At 67.1% G+C, this 15110-nt stretch carries 12 protein-coding genes; 6 read left to right on the top strand and 6 right to left on the bottom strand.

The features are described from left to right. Positions 1-86: 86 nt before the first annotated feature. Both DB30_RS08640 and DB30_RS08635 read right to left on the bottom strand, forming a co-directional pair. Positions 87-1106, bottom strand: a complete 1020-nt coding sequence (locus DB30_RS08640) for a pirin family protein (protein WP_052547691.1) — start codon at positions 1104-1106, stop codon at positions 87-89. 87 nt (positions 1107-1193) lie between these two features. Next, positions 1194-1823, bottom strand: coding sequence for an adenylate kinase (locus tag DB30_RS08635; RefSeq protein WP_052547689.1), 630 nt, complete (start codon positions 1821-1823; stop codon positions 1194-1196). Positions 1824-2043: 220 nt separating this feature from the next. On the opposite strand from DB30_RS08635, the gene DB30_RS08625 reads away from it, so the two are divergent. Beyond that, complete coding sequence (locus DB30_RS08625) at positions 2044-4143, top strand: choice-of-anchor L domain-containing protein (protein ID WP_052547687.1); 2100 nt, start codon at positions 2044-2046, stop codon at positions 4141-4143. A 150-nt stretch (positions 4144-4293) separates the two neighbouring features. On the opposite strand, the gene DB30_RS08620 is transcribed toward DB30_RS08625, so the two are convergent. The 3 genes from DB30_RS08620 to DB30_RS08615 form a co-directional block, all read right to left on the bottom strand. Continuing rightward, positions 4294-6021, bottom strand: coding sequence for a peptide chain release factor 3 (locus DB30_RS08620; protein WP_052547685.1), 1728 nt, complete (start codon positions 6019-6021; stop codon positions 4294-4296). A gap of 109 nt (positions 6022-6130) precedes the next feature. Beyond that, positions 6131-6310, bottom strand: a complete 180-nt coding sequence (locus DB30_RS43415; RefSeq protein WP_477181444.1) for a phosphodiester glycosidase family protein — start codon at positions 6308-6310, stop codon at positions 6131-6133. 52 nt (positions 6311-6362) lie between these two features. Then, positions 6363-8276, bottom strand: coding sequence for an IgGFc-binding protein (locus DB30_RS08615; RefSeq protein ID WP_052547683.1), 1914 nt, complete (start codon positions 8274-8276; stop codon positions 6363-6365). Between the two features lie 123 nt (positions 8277-8399). Here DB30_RS08615 and DB30_RS08610 point away from each other — a divergent pair, with 123 nt between their 5' ends. After that, positions 8400-9062, top strand: a complete 663-nt coding sequence (locus DB30_RS08610; protein WP_146658312.1) for a hypothetical protein — start codon at positions 8400-8402, stop codon at positions 9060-9062. A gap of 28 nt (positions 9063-9090) precedes the next feature. On the opposite strand, the gene DB30_RS08605 is transcribed toward DB30_RS08610, so the two are convergent. Beyond that, positions 9091-9870: a response regulator gene (locus DB30_RS08605; protein WP_052547679.1), complete on the bottom strand. Its 780-nt coding sequence runs from the start codon at positions 9868-9870 to the stop codon at positions 9091-9093. A 479-nt stretch (positions 9871-10349) separates the two neighbouring features. Here DB30_RS08605 and DB30_RS08600 point away from each other — a divergent pair, with 479 nt between their 5' ends. From DB30_RS08600 to DB30_RS08585, 4 genes are all read left to right on the top strand, one after another. Then, positions 10350-11504, top strand: a complete 1155-nt coding sequence (locus tag DB30_RS08600) for a sigma-70 family RNA polymerase sigma factor (RefSeq protein ID WP_165703672.1) — start codon at positions 10350-10352, stop codon at positions 11502-11504. A 312-nt stretch (positions 11505-11816) separates the two neighbouring features. Beyond that, complete coding sequence (locus DB30_RS08595; protein ID WP_052547676.1) at positions 11817-12524, top strand: ABC transporter ATP-binding protein; 708 nt, start codon at positions 11817-11819, stop codon at positions 12522-12524. Then, positions 12521-13804, top strand: coding sequence for an HlyD family secretion protein (locus tag DB30_RS08590; RefSeq protein ID WP_146658310.1), 1284 nt, complete (start codon positions 12521-12523; stop codon positions 13802-13804). Before DB30_RS08595 ends, DB30_RS08590 begins: the two co-directional genes overlap by 4 nt. Beyond that, the gene (locus DB30_RS08585; protein ID WP_052547674.1) at positions 13801-15024 is read left to right on the top strand and encodes an efflux RND transporter periplasmic adaptor subunit; all 1224 of its coding nucleotides are present in this window, start codon (positions 13801-13803) and stop codon (positions 15022-15024) included. Before DB30_RS08590 ends, DB30_RS08585 begins: the two co-directional genes overlap by 4 nt. Positions 15025-15110: the final 86 nt, after the last annotated feature.

Genomic DNA, 15110 nt, shown 5'->3' with positions numbered 1-15110 from the left:
TTTCAGCTCGGGCGAGGGCTTCTCGCCCGCTTGCGGACGCCTTCGTAGACTGCTTCACCCTGGGCAGCGAGCTGTTTTCAGCCTCGCTATTCGGCGGCTTCCTCGCGGCCGTCGGCGTGGATCGCAAACCGGCCCTGCTCGCGGCCGTGAACTGGATCCGCGCGCGGCCACGGCCAGCCGCCGTAGCCGTCCTTGCGGAAGTCGTCCATCGCTTGCTGGATCTCGGCGCGGGTGTTCATGACGAACGGTCCGTGTTGCGCGACCGGCTCGTCGATCGGGCGGCCCTGCAGCACGAGCAGCTCGGCTTCGGTGGTGCCGTTGTCGAGCGACAGCTCGACATCGGATCGCACCCGGATGCCTGCGTGCTGATCCAAGTTCGCGCCGTCGATCCGGATCGAGCTGCCCGCGAAGAAATAAAGGGTGCGATTCAAGCCGGGGCTGGCCGCCGGTAGCCGCCAGCTGGCCCCGGGTTGCATGCGAAGGGTCCAGATCCCGACCTCCGCGTCCGCCCGCGCTGCCCATGAGTTCGGCGGCGGCGGCGGTCCCCGATGCTCGCCGATCTGCCCCGCCACCACCGCGACGTGAGTGACCCGACCGTGCGCGTCGGTGAAGCTGGGCTTGGGGATCAGCTGGTCCCACAACATCGTGAAGTGGGGATCGACCAACTTGTCGGTGCTGGGCAAGTTCAGCCAGATCTGAAACAGCTCGGTCGGATTGGGGGCCTCGCGGTCGAGCAGCGGAAACATCTCTGCGTGCACGATCCCGCGACCGGCCGTCATCCACTGACAGTCGCCGTGGCCAAACCGCGCCTTGGCGCCGAGTGAGTCCGAGTGATCGATGTAGCCGCGCCGGGCCAGGGTCACCGTCTCGAACCCGCGATGGGGATGTTGGGGAAACCCAGGGACGACGTCGCCGTGATACATGCGCCAGCCGTCCTTGCCCTCGAAGTCCATGCCGATCTTGCGACCCGCGAGGCTGGCCTGCGGCCCGAGCTGCTCGTTGCCGGCCGGGTAGCGATCGTCGTGGTGGACGCAGAACAAGAAGGGATCGAAGGTTGGCCACTGAAGGCCAAGCTCGAACGCCCCGATCACCGCTGGCTCAGACATGGCCTAGAGCGTGGCTCATCCCGCGACGGCCGCCAACTCGCGCCCCCCCCCAATCCGGGCGGGGGCTGCGATGCGAGCCGCGGCCGGTCAGGCCAGCGCGGCCTTGATGCGGACCTCGACGTCGTCGGGCGAACCAACGCCGTCAATGCGCTTGAGCAGCCCCCTCGCGCCGTAGAAGGGCACGATTGGCGCTGTGTCCGCGTGGTACTTTTCGATCCGGGCCCGACAGGCCTCGGCGGTGTCGTCTTTGCGATGGACCAAGCGCGCCCGCACGGCCTCGTCGGTCGGGGGGTTGTTGAGCAGGTGGTAGATCGCGCCGGTCTCGGGATCCTGCCGCCTGTGGATGACCCGAGCCTCGAGCAGCTCGTCTGGCACCTCGATCAACACGACCGCGTCGAGCTCGATGCCCGCGCTTGAGAGCGCGTCGTCGAGCGCCTGGGCTTGCGGGGTGGTCCGCGGGAACCCGTCGAGCATGAACCCGTTGGCACAGTCCGGCTGCTGGATGCGCTCGAGCACCATTTCGATCACCAGGCTGTCCGGGACCAACTCGCCGCGCTGCATGTACGCATCGGCACGCTTGCCGAGCTCGGTACCGGCCGTGACCGCGGCCCGAAACATGTCACCCGTGGAGATATGTGGGATCGCGTGAGTCTCGACCAAACGGGCGGCCTGTGTGCCTTTTCCAGCCCCCGGGGGGCCAACCAAGATCATTCGCATTTGCTTGTTACTCGTGGCTTGTGGGTTGGGTCGCGCAGGAGGGCGCGCCGACGGTCGGCGAGAGTCGCACGCGCCCCCAAGACCTCGCAAGCGCGCGAGCGGATGCGCGCCGCCGCCGGCCCCCGCACTCGCGCACGAGCTACGGTTCACGCCGCCGATCCAGACCGAGCGCCGCTGATTATTGTGGAAGCACTGACCGAAACTGTCCTAGAGTACACACATGGATCGTCGTACCCTTGGAATCGTCTGCGTGTCCCTGTTGACCTCGACGGCTTGCGGCGGTGACGACGTATCGGCTACAGGGGGGTTTAGCGCCGCAGAGACCAACGCTGGCGACGGCGACGGCGACGGGCCCACCTCCGAGAGCAACAGCGGCGAGAGCGGTGAGACCCATGGCAATTCCGGCGACGGCGACGGTGATCCCGGCGACGGCGACGGCGACCCTGGCGACGGTGACGGCGACGGCGACGGCGACGGCGACTCCGGCGACGAGCCGTGCATGACCGACGCCGACTGCCCCGACGCCAACAACCCGTTTTGCGATGCGGGCGAGTGCTGGCCGTGCACGCCAGAGAACGACCTCTGCGACATCGGCCAGTACTGCAGCCCCGACAACGACTGCGTGGTGGGCTGCATCGAGGACGAAGACTGCCCCGATCCATTGGTCTGCGACGTCAACGCCAACACCTGCACGGGCTGCGTCGAGGATCAAGACTGCCCGCTCGGCTCGATCTGCGACGCCGGCGACTGCAACCCCGGCTGTACGGACCAGCAACCATGTCAAAACGGGTTCTCGTGCTGCGGTGGCGAGTGTGAAGACCTGGCCACCGACCCCGAGAACTGTGGCGAGTGCGACAACCTCTGCCCCGACTTCCCGAACGCCGAGGATCTGTGCACCAACGGCGGCTGCGACATGGGCGACTGCGAGGGCAACTGGAACGACTGCAACGGCGACATCATGGATGGCTGCGAGACCCAGGCGCTGTGCGCCTGCGTCCCGGGTGAGCAGATCTCCTGCTACACCGGGTTCCCAGGCAACACCGAGGGCGTCGGCCTGTGCCACGCCGGAACCCGCACCTGCAACATGATGGGCACCGGCTACGGCGCGTGCCTTGGCCAGGTCATCCCCGCGGTCGAGATCTGCGCCAACGGCATGGACGAGAACTGCAACGGGCAGGTCGACGAGAACCCCGACCTCGACGGCGACGGCTGGGGCGTGTGCAACAACGACTGCTGCGACCAGGTCAGCCCCGACTGCTCGACCCCCGCGCTCGTCAACCCGGGCGCGTTCGAAGTTGACGGCAACGACGTCGACGATGACTGCGACGGCATGATCGACAACCCGGTCCCGCTGTGTGATGCCGGACTGGCCGCCAACTCCAACAACGCCCTCGACTACGCGCGCGCCGTGGATCTGTGTCAGTTCACGACAGAGAACCCGCCGCTCACCAACCGCATCTGGGGTGTGATCAACAGCCAGCTGCTGCGCGGCAACGGGACCGGCAATCCCAGCACCAACGGCCGCTCGATCCGGCCGCAGTTTGGCAACGTGGTCACGCCTCAGGCCGGCCAGCGGCTGGCCCTGATGAGCAGCGGGCGGGCGTCGTACCCCGGCGCGCCCGCGCCGACCTGGCTCGCGTACCAAGACGGCGCGGATCTAGGGGCGTTCGATGTTCAGGCCCCCGCCGACTGGCTCGCGGCCAACGGCGGCACGTTCCCCAACGCGCCCGGCTGCCCGGGGCCCAACAGCACAACCGCCAACGACTCGATCATGTTCAAGATCCGGGTCCGCGTGCCAACCAACGCCAACTCGTTCTCGGCCAAGATGTACTTCTACTCGGCCGAGTACCCCGAGTACGTCTGCACGGCCTTCAACGATCTGTTCATCACGCTGGTCGACTCGACCGACCAGGACAACCCCAACGACAAGAACATCGCCATCTACACCCAGGGCAACAACAGCTGGCCCGTGGGCGTGAACCTTCTCAGCGCTGCGCCGGGCCTGTTCCAGCAATGCAGCAACGGGCCGATCTCCCAGTGCGGAGTGCAGAGCAACTACAACGGCTGCGTTGGCACCAACCAGCTCGTTGGGACCGGGTTCGACACCATGGGGGCAACCCCGTTCTCCTGCAACTACGCGGGTCGTCACGGCGGCGGCACTGGCTGGCTGACCATGTCAGGCAACGTCACGCCCGGCGAGACCATGGAGATCCGCTTCGTGATCTGGGATACCGCCGACAGCCTGTTCGACTCGTCGGTGCTGCTCGACAACTGGCAGTGGTCGGTCCAGGCCGCGTCGCCTGGCGTCACCCCCGGGTGAAGCCACGCGAGTACGAGCCGACAGGCGAGCGTTTGGGGTGAGCGAAGGGGGCTCCGCCGCCGAAGCGAGGGGGCTTTTGAAAGCCCCCTTGAAGACATAGTAGGCCCGAGTCGAGCGCGCAGCGCTTGATTCGGGACTAGCGCGGCAAGCCTAAGAGTGCTCGCGGGTCGCCTCGAAGCGCAGCTCGGGGAACCGATCTTCGGTCTTGCTCAGGTTCCAGCGGTTGGGCGCGAGGTAGACCAGGTCGTCGTGCCCGTCGATGTAGAGGTTCTCTTCGCACTTGCGCTTGAAGTTGGACATGACCTTGTCCAGATCCTGCTTGCTGTTGCCCTCTATGATCGGGGTGACCCAGCGGGTGGTCGTGAACTCGACGTGCTCGTAGTCGGCCTGCACGGAGTACTCGTCGAGCAGCCGGTGCTTCATGACCTCGAGCTGCAGCTGCCCGACGGCGCCGACCACCCAGGTCGAGCCCAACATCGGCTTGAACACCTGGATCGCGCCCTCTTCGGACAGCTGGCGTAGGCCCTTGGCCAGCGCCTTGGCCTTGAGCGGGGTCTTGAGGATCACGCGGCGAAACATCTCGGGGGCGAAGCTGGGGATCCCCGTGTAGCGCAGCTTGCTGCCGCCGCTGAAGCTGTCGCCGATCTTGATCGTGCCGTGGTTGGGCACGCCAATGATGTCGCCGGGCCACGCCTCTTCAACGAGCTCGCGCGAGCGGGCCAGGAAGGTCAGCGCGTTCGACATCGCCACATCGCGGCCAAGCCGAACGTGGTGGACCTTCATGCCGCGCTCGAACTTGCCCGAGCACACCCGCATGAACGCCATGCGGTCGCGGTGGTTCGGGTCCATGTTTGCCTGGATCTTGAACACGAAGCCCGAGAACTCGGGCTCGACCGCGGCGATCATGCGGGTCTCGACGGGCTCGCCGGGCTTGGGTGCCTCGACCGCGTCCTTGCCGACGATCGCCTCGCGCCGCTGCGGGGCGGGAGCCAGGCTCACGAAGGTACGCAACAGCTCGCGGACGCCGAAGTTGTTCATGGCCGAGCCAAACAACAGGGGGGTCTGCTTGCCAGCCAAGAACAGCGACTCGTCGAACTCGGCGCCGGCGCCCTCGAGCAGCTCGATGTCGGCGCGCAGCTCTTCGGCTTGCTCGCCAAGCAGCTCGTCGATCCGTGGATCATCAATGCCATCAACCGGGATCCCGCGCGCGAGCTCGCTGACGTCGTCTTCCGACTCGGCCTTGTCCGAGGGCTTGAACAGGTGCAGCTGCTGCTCGACGAGGTGGTAGACGCCCTTGAAGCGCTTGCCCATGCCGATCGGCCAGGTCCAGGGCACACAGGGGATCCCCAGCTTCTCTTCGATCTCGTCGAGCAGCTCGAGCGGCGAGCGACACTCGCGGTCGAACTTGTTGACGAAGGTGATCACCGGGGTGTCACGCATCCGGCAGATCTCGATCAGCTTCTCTGTCCGCGACTCCACGCCCTTGGCCCCGTCGATGACCATCAGCGCCGAGTCCACGGCCGTGAGCACCCGGTAGGTGTCCTCGCCGAAGTCCGCGTGGCCGGGGGTGTCGAGCAGGTTGACGTTGGCGAGCCGCTGCAGATCCGGGGCGGTCTCGGGGACCCCCGGGAACGGGTACTCGAAGCTCATCACCGAGGTCGTGACCGAGATGCCGCGCTCCTGCTCCATCTTCATCCAGTCGGACACGGCGTGGCGCGAGGCCTTGCGCGCGCGCACGGCCCCTGCCATCTGGATCGCGCCGCCGAACAGCAGCAGCTTCTCGGTCAGGGTGGTCTTGCCTGCGTCGGGGTGACTGATGATTGCGAAGGTCCGACGACGACGGATCTCGGCTTGGGCATGCTCGACGGCCTTGCTCACGGTGGGCGGAGGATGGCAGAGGCGGGCCGACGCGGCCAGCGGCGGGCCGTGCGTTCGACGCGACCCCGATTTGAAGGGCAGCGGCAGCGTGGGCTCCGGGCTGCGCCGCTCAGCGCACGAACAGCAACAGGGCCGTGTGCACCGGTCGGACCCGCCGCTCGCCCGGATCGGCCTCGGCGCGGATCTCCGTCGCGCTCAGATCCAAGGTCTCGCCGCGCACGACCATGCGCTTGGACGAGCCGCCGTCGAGGTTGGTCGCGCGCCGCGAGCTCGCTACACCTCGAGTCAGCCTGCCACAGCGTGGGCGGACGCAGCGACCTGTTCGACTGAGACCAAGATCCTCAGGGGATCACCGGCACGTCGTAGATCGGCTTGACGTCCGCGCCGCCCGTGTACGCGTAGGACCCGGCCGGCCCGTAGCCATACGCCGTCAGCCCAAAGTCCGTGTCGCCCTCGATCAAGTGCGCCCCCTCCTCGACCGGACACGTGATCGACCAGTACTCGACCCCGCCGAGCATGCCGGCGACCTCTTGGGTGCACTCGACCGGCAGCGCGCCACCATCCAGGGTGAAGTTGCCAACCGATGGCCCGTCACCGCCAAACTCATAGGGTGTCGAGAGCACGAAGTAGTTCTGCGTCCACGTGGGCGGGGTCAAGAACACGTAGCGCTCGCGGTACTGCTCCACGGCTGGAAAGTAGGTCAGCGCCGGGTCGCCAATGAACGCGCTGGTGTAGGTCTGGCTCACGAGGATCTGCGCGACCATGATCGGCGTCGTCGACTCGACGATCGTGTCGCCCTGCGACCAGCCCTCGTGCATCTCGCCCGGCTGCAGCGTGAAGCTGTCGTGTGGGGGCGCGAGGTTGGTGGTCACGGTCGCGGGCTCGGCCACGGCCATGAAGCGCAGGATGTCGGGCTCTACCCAGCCGCCGTTGCTGCGCTCGGGGCTGTGCGTGATCACGAACGACTTTCCGAGCGAGGTCGCCGGAAACACCTGCTCCTCGATGTGATCCGTGCAGCACAGGTCGTCCTCTTGCGGATTCCAGTTGGGCGGGGTTGGGAAGTCGTCACCCTCGTAGCTGGGCGCGATCGCCCGCTCGCCAGAGCTGAACACCGCGACCGGCTTGTCGGCCTCGACCACGGTCCCGGTCATGTCGCCGGGGATCCCGTCGCTCGCGACGTTGAGGACCTCCCACTGGTTGAGCTGAACCTCGAAGGGCACCCCGGGCTGTCCAATCGGGATCGAGATCATGTCCGACTTGGTCGTGGTCCCCGGGCGAATGGTGACGTTGGTGCCGTCTTGGGTGCCGATCACCGCGACCGAGGAGCGATCGGGGATCCCGGCGATCGGGATCAAGTCGATCGGGTTGGCGGTCGAGTAGCCGATCACGCGGTGCACGTTGCCAAGCCCGGAGCTGGGCAACAACAGCGAGGCGTCGTTGGAGAAGTCGTTGGTGAAGGTGTTGAATTGATAGACGACGATCGGCGCGGTCGAGGTGATCCGAAACGCGTTGTTGGTCTTGGCCGTGCCGGTTGGGCCGGGCGGCTCCATGGTCGCGGGGGTCCAGCCGGTGATCTCGGCCCGGGGCAGCTGCACGGTCTTGAGCAAGCCCGGCGGCACGTTGGTCTGCTCGAGCACCACGAGGTTGTCGGGCTCGCCGAGCGCCGCGATGTTGCGCTCGATGATCACGTCGGCCGGGGTCTGCCCGGCGTTGGCGAGCACGACCCCCCACGGCTCCTTCGAGGCGTCGTCGAGCCCGCGGGTGTTGGGCAGATCCACGGCCCAGAACTCGCACCCAATGTTGGAGGGCGTGTCGTCGGCGACCGAGCACGCGTTGGCGCAGCTGCCTTCGCTGCAGACCTCGGCCGCTTCCGAGTTGCACTCTTCAACGAGCTCGCCGGGCTCACCGTTCTCGTCACAGGTGTAGACATCGTTACCCAGGCAGGTGTTCTGCCCCGGCGCGCACGGCAGGCAGCCCTGGCTGGTGCAGACCTCGTCAAAGTCGAAGCAGTCGATCGGCTCGCCTTCGCACGGGTGAAACAGCGTGCCTTCGCAATAGCCACACTCTTGTCCGCTGGTCTCGGTTCCGCTCGTGGCGTCGCCGTCGCCGTCGCCAGATAGAGTGAAGCCGGTGCCTGCCTCCATGAAGATCCCCGGTCCGTCGTCGGGCTTGCAGGCCGCGAAGCACATGAGCGCCGCGACCGTGAGCAGCGTGGATCGTGAGATGCGTGGATCGAGCGAGTCACCGTAAGCCATGGCTGTTTCTATCACGGTGCAAGCGCGGCGAGTTCGCGTGATCTGGCTGTATGTTGGCGAGTACCCGCCCGAGCTGAACGCAGCATCCTTGACGCCTCTCGTATCGGATGCTCAGATCGAGCCATGACACGACTTGCGGTGGTTGCAGCGTTGTTGGCGGGTTCGATCGTGGCCTGTGGCGGAGCATCGGAGGAGGTTGCAGAAGGAGCAGAGACCGCAACCGACGGCGGCACCGGCCAAGACGACGCTGGCACCGAAGCCGGCCCGTCCGAGGGCGGCGAAGAGGGCGAAGGGGGCGAAGGGGGCGAAGAGGGCGGATCGAAAGACTGCGGCGACGGCAAGATCGGGCCGGGCGAATCGTGCGACGGCGACCTGCTCGGGGGTCAGAGCTGCCAGAGCTTGGGCTTCGTCGGCGGCACGCTGGAGTGCGGCGACAGCTGCACCTACGACGCGACCGGCTGCACCAACCAGGTCTGCGGCAACGGCATCATCGAGGGAACGGAGGAGTGCGAAGGCAACGACCTCGGCGGGGTCAACTGCCCGGAGCTCGGCTTTGGCCCGGGCCTGCCCACCTGCACCGACTCGTGCACCTTCGACACCTCGACCTGCCCCACCCTCAACGAGGGCGACCCCTGCAGTGCCTTCAACCCGTGCGAGAACGATCTGAACTGCGTGAGCAACACTTGCTACGACGGCAGCCCCGGCGACCCGTGCAAGATGGACGGCCAGTGCGAGAGCGGCCAGTGCGAAGGCGCAGGCCTACTAACCGACGGCGAGTGTCTTTAGATAGACCTGCACCTCTAACGCTGGGGGTTTAACGCTGCCCGCTACGTTCCCACAGGAAGCGGATGAAGTCGTTGCGCGACTTGAGGCCGAGCTTGGCGAACGCGGCCGCGAGCAGCTGGCGGGTGCGGCTGTAGGAGACCTTCATTGCGCGGGCGATGTCGGCGTCCGAGAGGCCCTCGGCGACACCCGCGACGGCCTGGGTCTGCCGGGAGCTCAGGCCAAATTCCGAGGCGAGCGAGGCGAGTCGCTCGCTGGCGTCGACCGGCTTTCCGGGTGACTGGTCGTGGACCCGCGCGAGCCGCTTGCCAACGCTCTCGTCGATCTCGCTCTGGACCGCGCTGCCTTTGTGCTCGGCGAGGATCCGGCGCAGCTGCAAGGTGCGTTCGCGCGCCTGGCTCACGGCGACATGCAGGCGATCGAGGTTGACCGGCTTGGCCAAGAATTCGGTGACACCGAGGCCCGCCGCGATGCGAGCGACGTGCGACTCGGGGTTGCCGGTCAGCACCACGCACGCGCAGGGGTGCTCGCGGGTGCGGAGCTCGACGACCAAGTCGAGCCCATTGCCATCGGGGAGCGAGACGTCGAGCAGCGCGAGCTCGGGTTCGTGACGCTCGACGAGCAGTCGCGCCTGATCGATCCGCGTCGCCCACAAGATCTTCGCGCCCCGATCCTCCATGGCGATCCGAACCCACTTGGCCGCGCGAGGGTCATCCTCGACCAAGAGGATCGTGAGATCCTCGAGGTCACGCTGCGGCGCGTCTGACGGTCCCTCAGGGCTGTTGCTGGACGTGTCGTCGCTCGGATCCATCGCTGCCACGCGCGGAGTGTATGCCACGCCGGCCGCGTTGGTCTCGCCGCCTCGACACGTCGTTTGCTCGACCTAGGTCGCTGCCTGACAACATTAAACAGTCTATGTGATGTTGGATCGCCATGCTTTGTACACTGTTTGTATCAAGTTAGCGCAACTCCCGCGCACCATTAAATATATGATATTTTTAACTATTTTATTTTTGTGCGTGATCCACGAGCGCATGACGCCTCGCTCCAGTCGAGGCCAGATGGCACTCCGATGCGGCCGCTGGTACCAATCCTTATACAAACATGCTACACACCTCATCCATACCCTGCAGTCCGGGACAGAGAGAGCTACCAGCCATGCCAACAAAGTTTGACCAGTGTTCGGAGATCAAGCCGTCGGGGCGCCGACATCAGAACCGTCGCAAGCAGCCTAAGCGGCCTCAATCTGGCGAGTCCGCGGATGGTGCGCTGCAGATCTACATGCGCACCATGGCGGACTGTCCGCTGTTCACGCCTGCCCAAGAGCGGCAGGCCGCCGTCGCGCTTCGCCGCGCTCGCGTGGATCGGTGGGCGGCCCTGCTGGGCTACCCGCCTCTCGTGCCCGCAATTTGCGCGTCGCTCCGGGCCCGCCTGGAGATCGACGAGACCCTGGCGCGTGCGCTCGATCAGCTGGAGATCGACGCCGAGCGATTTCGTCTGCGTCGGAGCCTGGCCCACGAGGCGCAGTTCAAGCAGGCCTGCGCGAAGCTGGGCGCGGACCTGACGGACCTCGATGTCGACAGCCAGGCCGCCGAGCGGCTCGTCGCCGACGTCGAGCGCATCGCCAGCCAGTCGCGCGAGGCCCTGAGCATCGAGGTCGCCCGCATGCCCGGAGACAGTCGGCCGTTTCGTCTGTACCTGGCCGACTGCCGCAAGGCCCAGCGGCACGTTCGCACGCTGACCAACAGGTTCGTGACCGCCAACCTGCGCTTGGCTGTGAGCCTCGCGCGACGCCTGGCGCAGGGTCGGCTGCCGATGCAGGACGCCATCCAAGAGGCCAACATTGGGCTGCTCAAAGCGGTCGAGCGCTTCGACCATCGCCGCGGATTTCGGTTCTCGACCTACGCGAGCTGGTGGATTCGGCACGCGGTCTCGCGGGCGATCTCCAACAAGGGTCAACAGGTGCGCTTGCCCGTCCACATCCAAGACGTCCGCCAAAAGCTGACCCGGGCGCGCCGCAAGCATCTGGCGGTGCATGGTCACGAACCCAGCGTCGAGCAGCTCGCCGACGAGACTGGGTTGCCGCTCGCCAAGATCGACAAAGCCATGCGAGTGGCGAGCGGACCGGTGATCAGCCTCGATGCGCCCAGCGCTGGTGGCGATGGCCCCGCCGTGGTCGACGCGCTCGAGGACGAGGACGAGCGCGAGCTGTCTGGCCTGCTCGAGATGCAGGAGCTCGAGGCTGGCCTCGACGACGCGATCGCCAAGCTGCGCCCGATCGAGGCCGAGATCCTGCGCTTGCGGTATGGCCTGCGTGAGACCAAGCCGCTGACGCTGCGCGAGATAGGCGAGCACTATGCGCTGTCCCGCGAGCGGATCCGCCAGCTGCAGGCGCAGGCCGTCGCGCAAGTCCGGCAAGAGCTCGGTCGCATGCAGTTGCTCTGACGCCCGCCCGGCGCGGCCGGGGACAGGCGGCTCGCTGAACGGGGTCCGCGAGAAGCCCTCGCCCGAGCTGAAAACAGTCCGCAAGCGGGCGAGAAGCCCTCGCCCGAGCTGAAAACAGCTCGCTGCCCTCGCTGAACCAGTCTACGAAAGCGTCCGCAAGCGGGCGAGAAGCCCTCGCCCGAGCTGAAAACAGCTCGCTGCCCTCGCTGAACCAGTCTACGAAAGCGTCCGCAAGCGGGCGAGAAGCCCTCGCCCGAGCTGAAAACAGATCGGGTATGCTGCTCGCCCGTATCTGTGGCGAGTCGCCCAGCCATGACTGATCGCATCCTCGAGGTCCTCGACGTCCACCGTCACTATCGAATGGGTGGCGAGACAATCGCGGCGCTGGATGGGGTCAGCTTTGGCATCGACCGCGGCGAATATGTGGCGATTGTCGGCCGCTCTGGCTCGGGCAAGAGCACGCTCATGAACGTGCTGGGGTGCTTGGATCAGCCCACCAGCGGGTGCTATCGGCTCGGCGGGCAGGACGTCCAGACCCTCAGCGATGACGCCCTGTCCGAGCTGCGCAACCGGCACATTGGCTTTGTGTTTCAAAACTTTCAGCTGTTGTCCCGGGCCACGGCGCTGGCCAACGTCGCCCTGCCCCTGCTCTATCGCGGCGTCGCCAGGCGCGAGCGTGAGGCCCGGGCCCGTGAAGCGCTGGGTCGGGTGAGACTCGCCGAGCGGGTCGGTCATCGCCCCAACGAGCTCTCGGGTGGCCAGCGCCAGCGCGTGGCGATCGCCCGCGCGCTGGTGGGTGAGCCCAGCTTGCTGCTCGCCGACGAGCCCTGTGGCAACCTCGACTCGTCGACCGGCGACTCGATCATGGAGCTGTTCGCGGCCCTCAACGAGGCCGGCAACACGATCATCTTGGTCACCCACGAGCCAGAGATCGCCCAGCAGTGTCCGCGGGTGATCCAGATCAGTGATGGCCGGATCGTGTCGGACGGCGCGCCGCAGCCGGGTGGGGGGCGCGCGTGAAAGTGACGCCCCGCGTGGTCCGGTTTGGGCTGTCTGTCTTGCTTGGGTCTGGGCTTGGGTCTGGGCTTGGGTCTGGGCTTGGGTGTGGGCCGATCGGGCGCGCGGGTCAGGATCCGAGCAAGCGCCCAGCGATGGTGGTGACGCGGGGCGACCTCGTCGTGCCAGTGCTGCTGACCGGCGAGCTCGCGGCCGACAAGTCGCGGATGATCTCGGCCCCGCGCACCGAGACCTTCGCGCTGTCGATCCAGTGGCTGGCCACGGACGGCGCAGAGGTCAAGCAGGGCGATCGCCTGGTCGCGTTCGACGACACGGCGCTGCTCGACTCGATCGCCGGCCGCGAGCTCGAGGTGCTCGACGCTGACAACGAGCTGGCCAACCTTCGCGCCCAGCAGGCCGTCGAGGTCGCGGAGAAGCGGTTCGCGGCCCGCGAAGCCGCGGTCGAGGTCTCGAAGACACAGATCGACGCCAGCGTGTCCGAACAGATCCTCTCGCGCATGCAGTACAGCGAGTATCAGCTGCAGCTCGGCCGCGCACAGCTGGCCCGCGACGCCGCCAGCACGGACGCCAAGACCGCAAGCTCGGGCGCGAAGCTCGAGGACCAGGTCAAGGAGCTCGCGTACGACAAGGCCGTGCGCAAGTACGACGCGGCCAAGCGAGAGATCGCCGCGCTCACGATCACCGCCCCGCAGGCCGGCGTGATGATCGTGCCAGACAACCCGTTTGAAGGGCGCAAGCTGCAGGTCGGCGACACGGTGTTTCCGGGCTTCACCGTGGCCGAGCTGCCCGATCTCACGGTCATGGTCGTGCGTGCGGTGCTCAGCGACGTCGACGATGGTCGCGTCCACCCGGGCATGAAGGTCAGCTGTATCCTGGACGCCCACCCAACCCGGAAGCTGAGCGGCCTGGTCCGCAGCGTCAGCCCGGTCGCGCGTGAACCCGAGCGTGGCTCGGTCCGTCGCTTCTTTGCGGTCGTCATCGAGCTCGACCAGACGGATCAATCGTTCATGCGACCGGGTCTGTCGGCCCGGGCAGAGGTCGAGTCTGTGCGCCGGTCGGACGTGCTGTTGATCCCACGAGCCGCGCTCGCGCAGGGGCAAGACCCACTCGGGATCGTCGCTCAGCTCGAAGATGGCTCCTCGGTCCCCGTCGAGCTGGGTCCCTGCGACGCCCACCAGTGTGAGCTGCTGTCTGGGCTCGAGGAGGGCGCCCGGCTCGGGCTCGCGCCGGTCTCGCTCGAGGTCGATCCAGCGCAGCCCCCTGACGAGGAGCCGGCGAAGTGATCGGCCAACACCTGCTCGTCGCGCGCGCGCTTGGCTTCGGCCTCACCCTGGCTGTCGCGCTGTCTGGCGCCCTTGGCTGCAGCCCGGCCAGCTCGCAGGCCGACACCGTCGTGGTCGCGCGCCAGGATCTTCTGCTCGAGGTCGACGTCAGCGGAGCGTTGAAGGCGATCGACTCGGACACCCTCGCGCCCCCGGCGATCCCTGGCGTGTGGCAATTCAAGATCTCGATGATGGCCCCCGAGGGCGCCGAGGTGAAGCAGGGCGACCCCGTGCTGGGCTTCGACGTCACCGATCTGCAGCGGCAGCTCGAGCGCAAGCAGGCCGAGCGCGACACCGCGGCGACCCAGGCCGAAGCCAGCCGCGCCGAGGCCAGGATCGGCAGCTTCGACTCCAAGCTCGAGATCGCCGACGCCGAGGCCAAGCGTCGCAAGGCGGGGATCCAGGCCGATGTCCCCGAGGGGATCGTCGCGGTCGACGAGCTGGCCAAGGCGCGCCTCGACCTCGAGATCGCCGAGCAGCGCGTGGGCCACCTGAGCGCGAAAGACCGCGACGCGCAGCGCCGTCGCCAGGCCAACATCGAGCGCTGGGAGCACCAACACCAGCGCGCGGAGGCCAGCGTCGAGCAGCTGACAGCCGCGATCGAGAAGATGTCGATCAAGGCCTCGCGCGACGGCACCGTCATCTACGAGACCAACTGGCGCGGCGAGAAGAAGAGCGTGGGTGACTCGGTCTGGCGGGCCGGTTCTGTCATGCAGATCGTCTCGCTCGAGGCGATGGAGGGCATGGGCGAGGTCGACGAGGTCGACTCGAGCCGCATCGAGGCGGGTCAGTCGGTCTCGCTGCACCTCGACGCCCAGCCCGACGTGGTCCTGCACGGGAAGATCGCCTCGGTCTCGACCATGGTCCGGCGCCAGTCACCCGAGAACCCGCTCAAGGTCGTCGAGCTGCGCATCGAGCTCGAGCCCAACGACAAGCTGCGGCTTCGACCTGGCATGCGGTTTCGCGGCAAGGTCCTCACCCAGAAGATCGAGGGCGCGCTGGTCGTCCCGCTCGACGCGATCGTGCCGACAGCCGAAGGGCCGATGGCCCGCAAGCGAACGAGCAGCGGCGTCGAGCTGGTCCCCGTCCAGACCGGCCGGCGCAGCGAGACCCTGGTGGAGATCACCGGCGGCCTCGAGCTTGGCGACGAGCTGGCTCGGTCCACGGAGGCCAAGCCATGACGTGGCTTCCCAGGGTGAAGCAGTCTACGAAGGTGTCCGCAAGCGGGCGAGAAGCCCTCGCCCGAGTTGAAAGCAGCCGGGCTGGG

Origin of the sequence: Enhygromyxa salina, assembly GCF_000737335.2 — a bacterium.
In the GTDB taxonomy this organism is placed as follows: Bacteria; Myxococcota_A; Polyangia; order Nannocystales; family Nannocystaceae; genus Plesiocystis; species Plesiocystis salina_C.
The sequence above is the reverse complement of the archived record's forward strand: the minus strand, read 5'-3'. Positions and strand labels throughout refer to the sequence as shown.

Coding starts and splice junctions, on each gene's coding strand:
- DB30_RS08625 (WP_052547687.1), top strand. CDS start 2,044: ATGGATCGTCGTACCCTTGGAATCGTCTGCGTGTCCCTGTTGACCTCG.
- DB30_RS08610 (WP_146658312.1), top strand. CDS start 8,400: ATGACACGACTTGCGGTGGTTGCAGCGTTGTTGGCGGGTTCGATCGTG.
- DB30_RS08640 (WP_052547691.1), bottom strand. CDS start 1,106: ATGTCTGAGCCAGCGGTGATCGGGGCGTTCGAGCTTGGCCTTCAGTGG.
- DB30_RS08595 (WP_052547676.1), top strand. CDS start 11,817: ATGACTGATCGCATCCTCGAGGTCCTCGACGTCCACCGTCACTATCGA.
- DB30_RS08600 (WP_165703672.1), top strand. CDS start 10,350: ATGGCGGACTGTCCGCTGTTCACGCCTGCCCAAGAGCGGCAGGCCGCC.
- DB30_RS08615 (WP_052547683.1), bottom strand. CDS start 8,276: ATGGCTTACGGTGACTCGCTCGATCCACGCATCTCACGATCCACGCTG.
- DB30_RS08605 (WP_052547679.1), bottom strand. CDS start 9,870: ATGGATCCGAGCGACGACACGTCCAGCAACAGCCCTGAGGGACCGTCA.
- DB30_RS08635 (WP_052547689.1), bottom strand. CDS start 1,823: ATGCGAATGATCTTGGTTGGCCCCCCGGGGGCTGGAAAAGGCACACAG.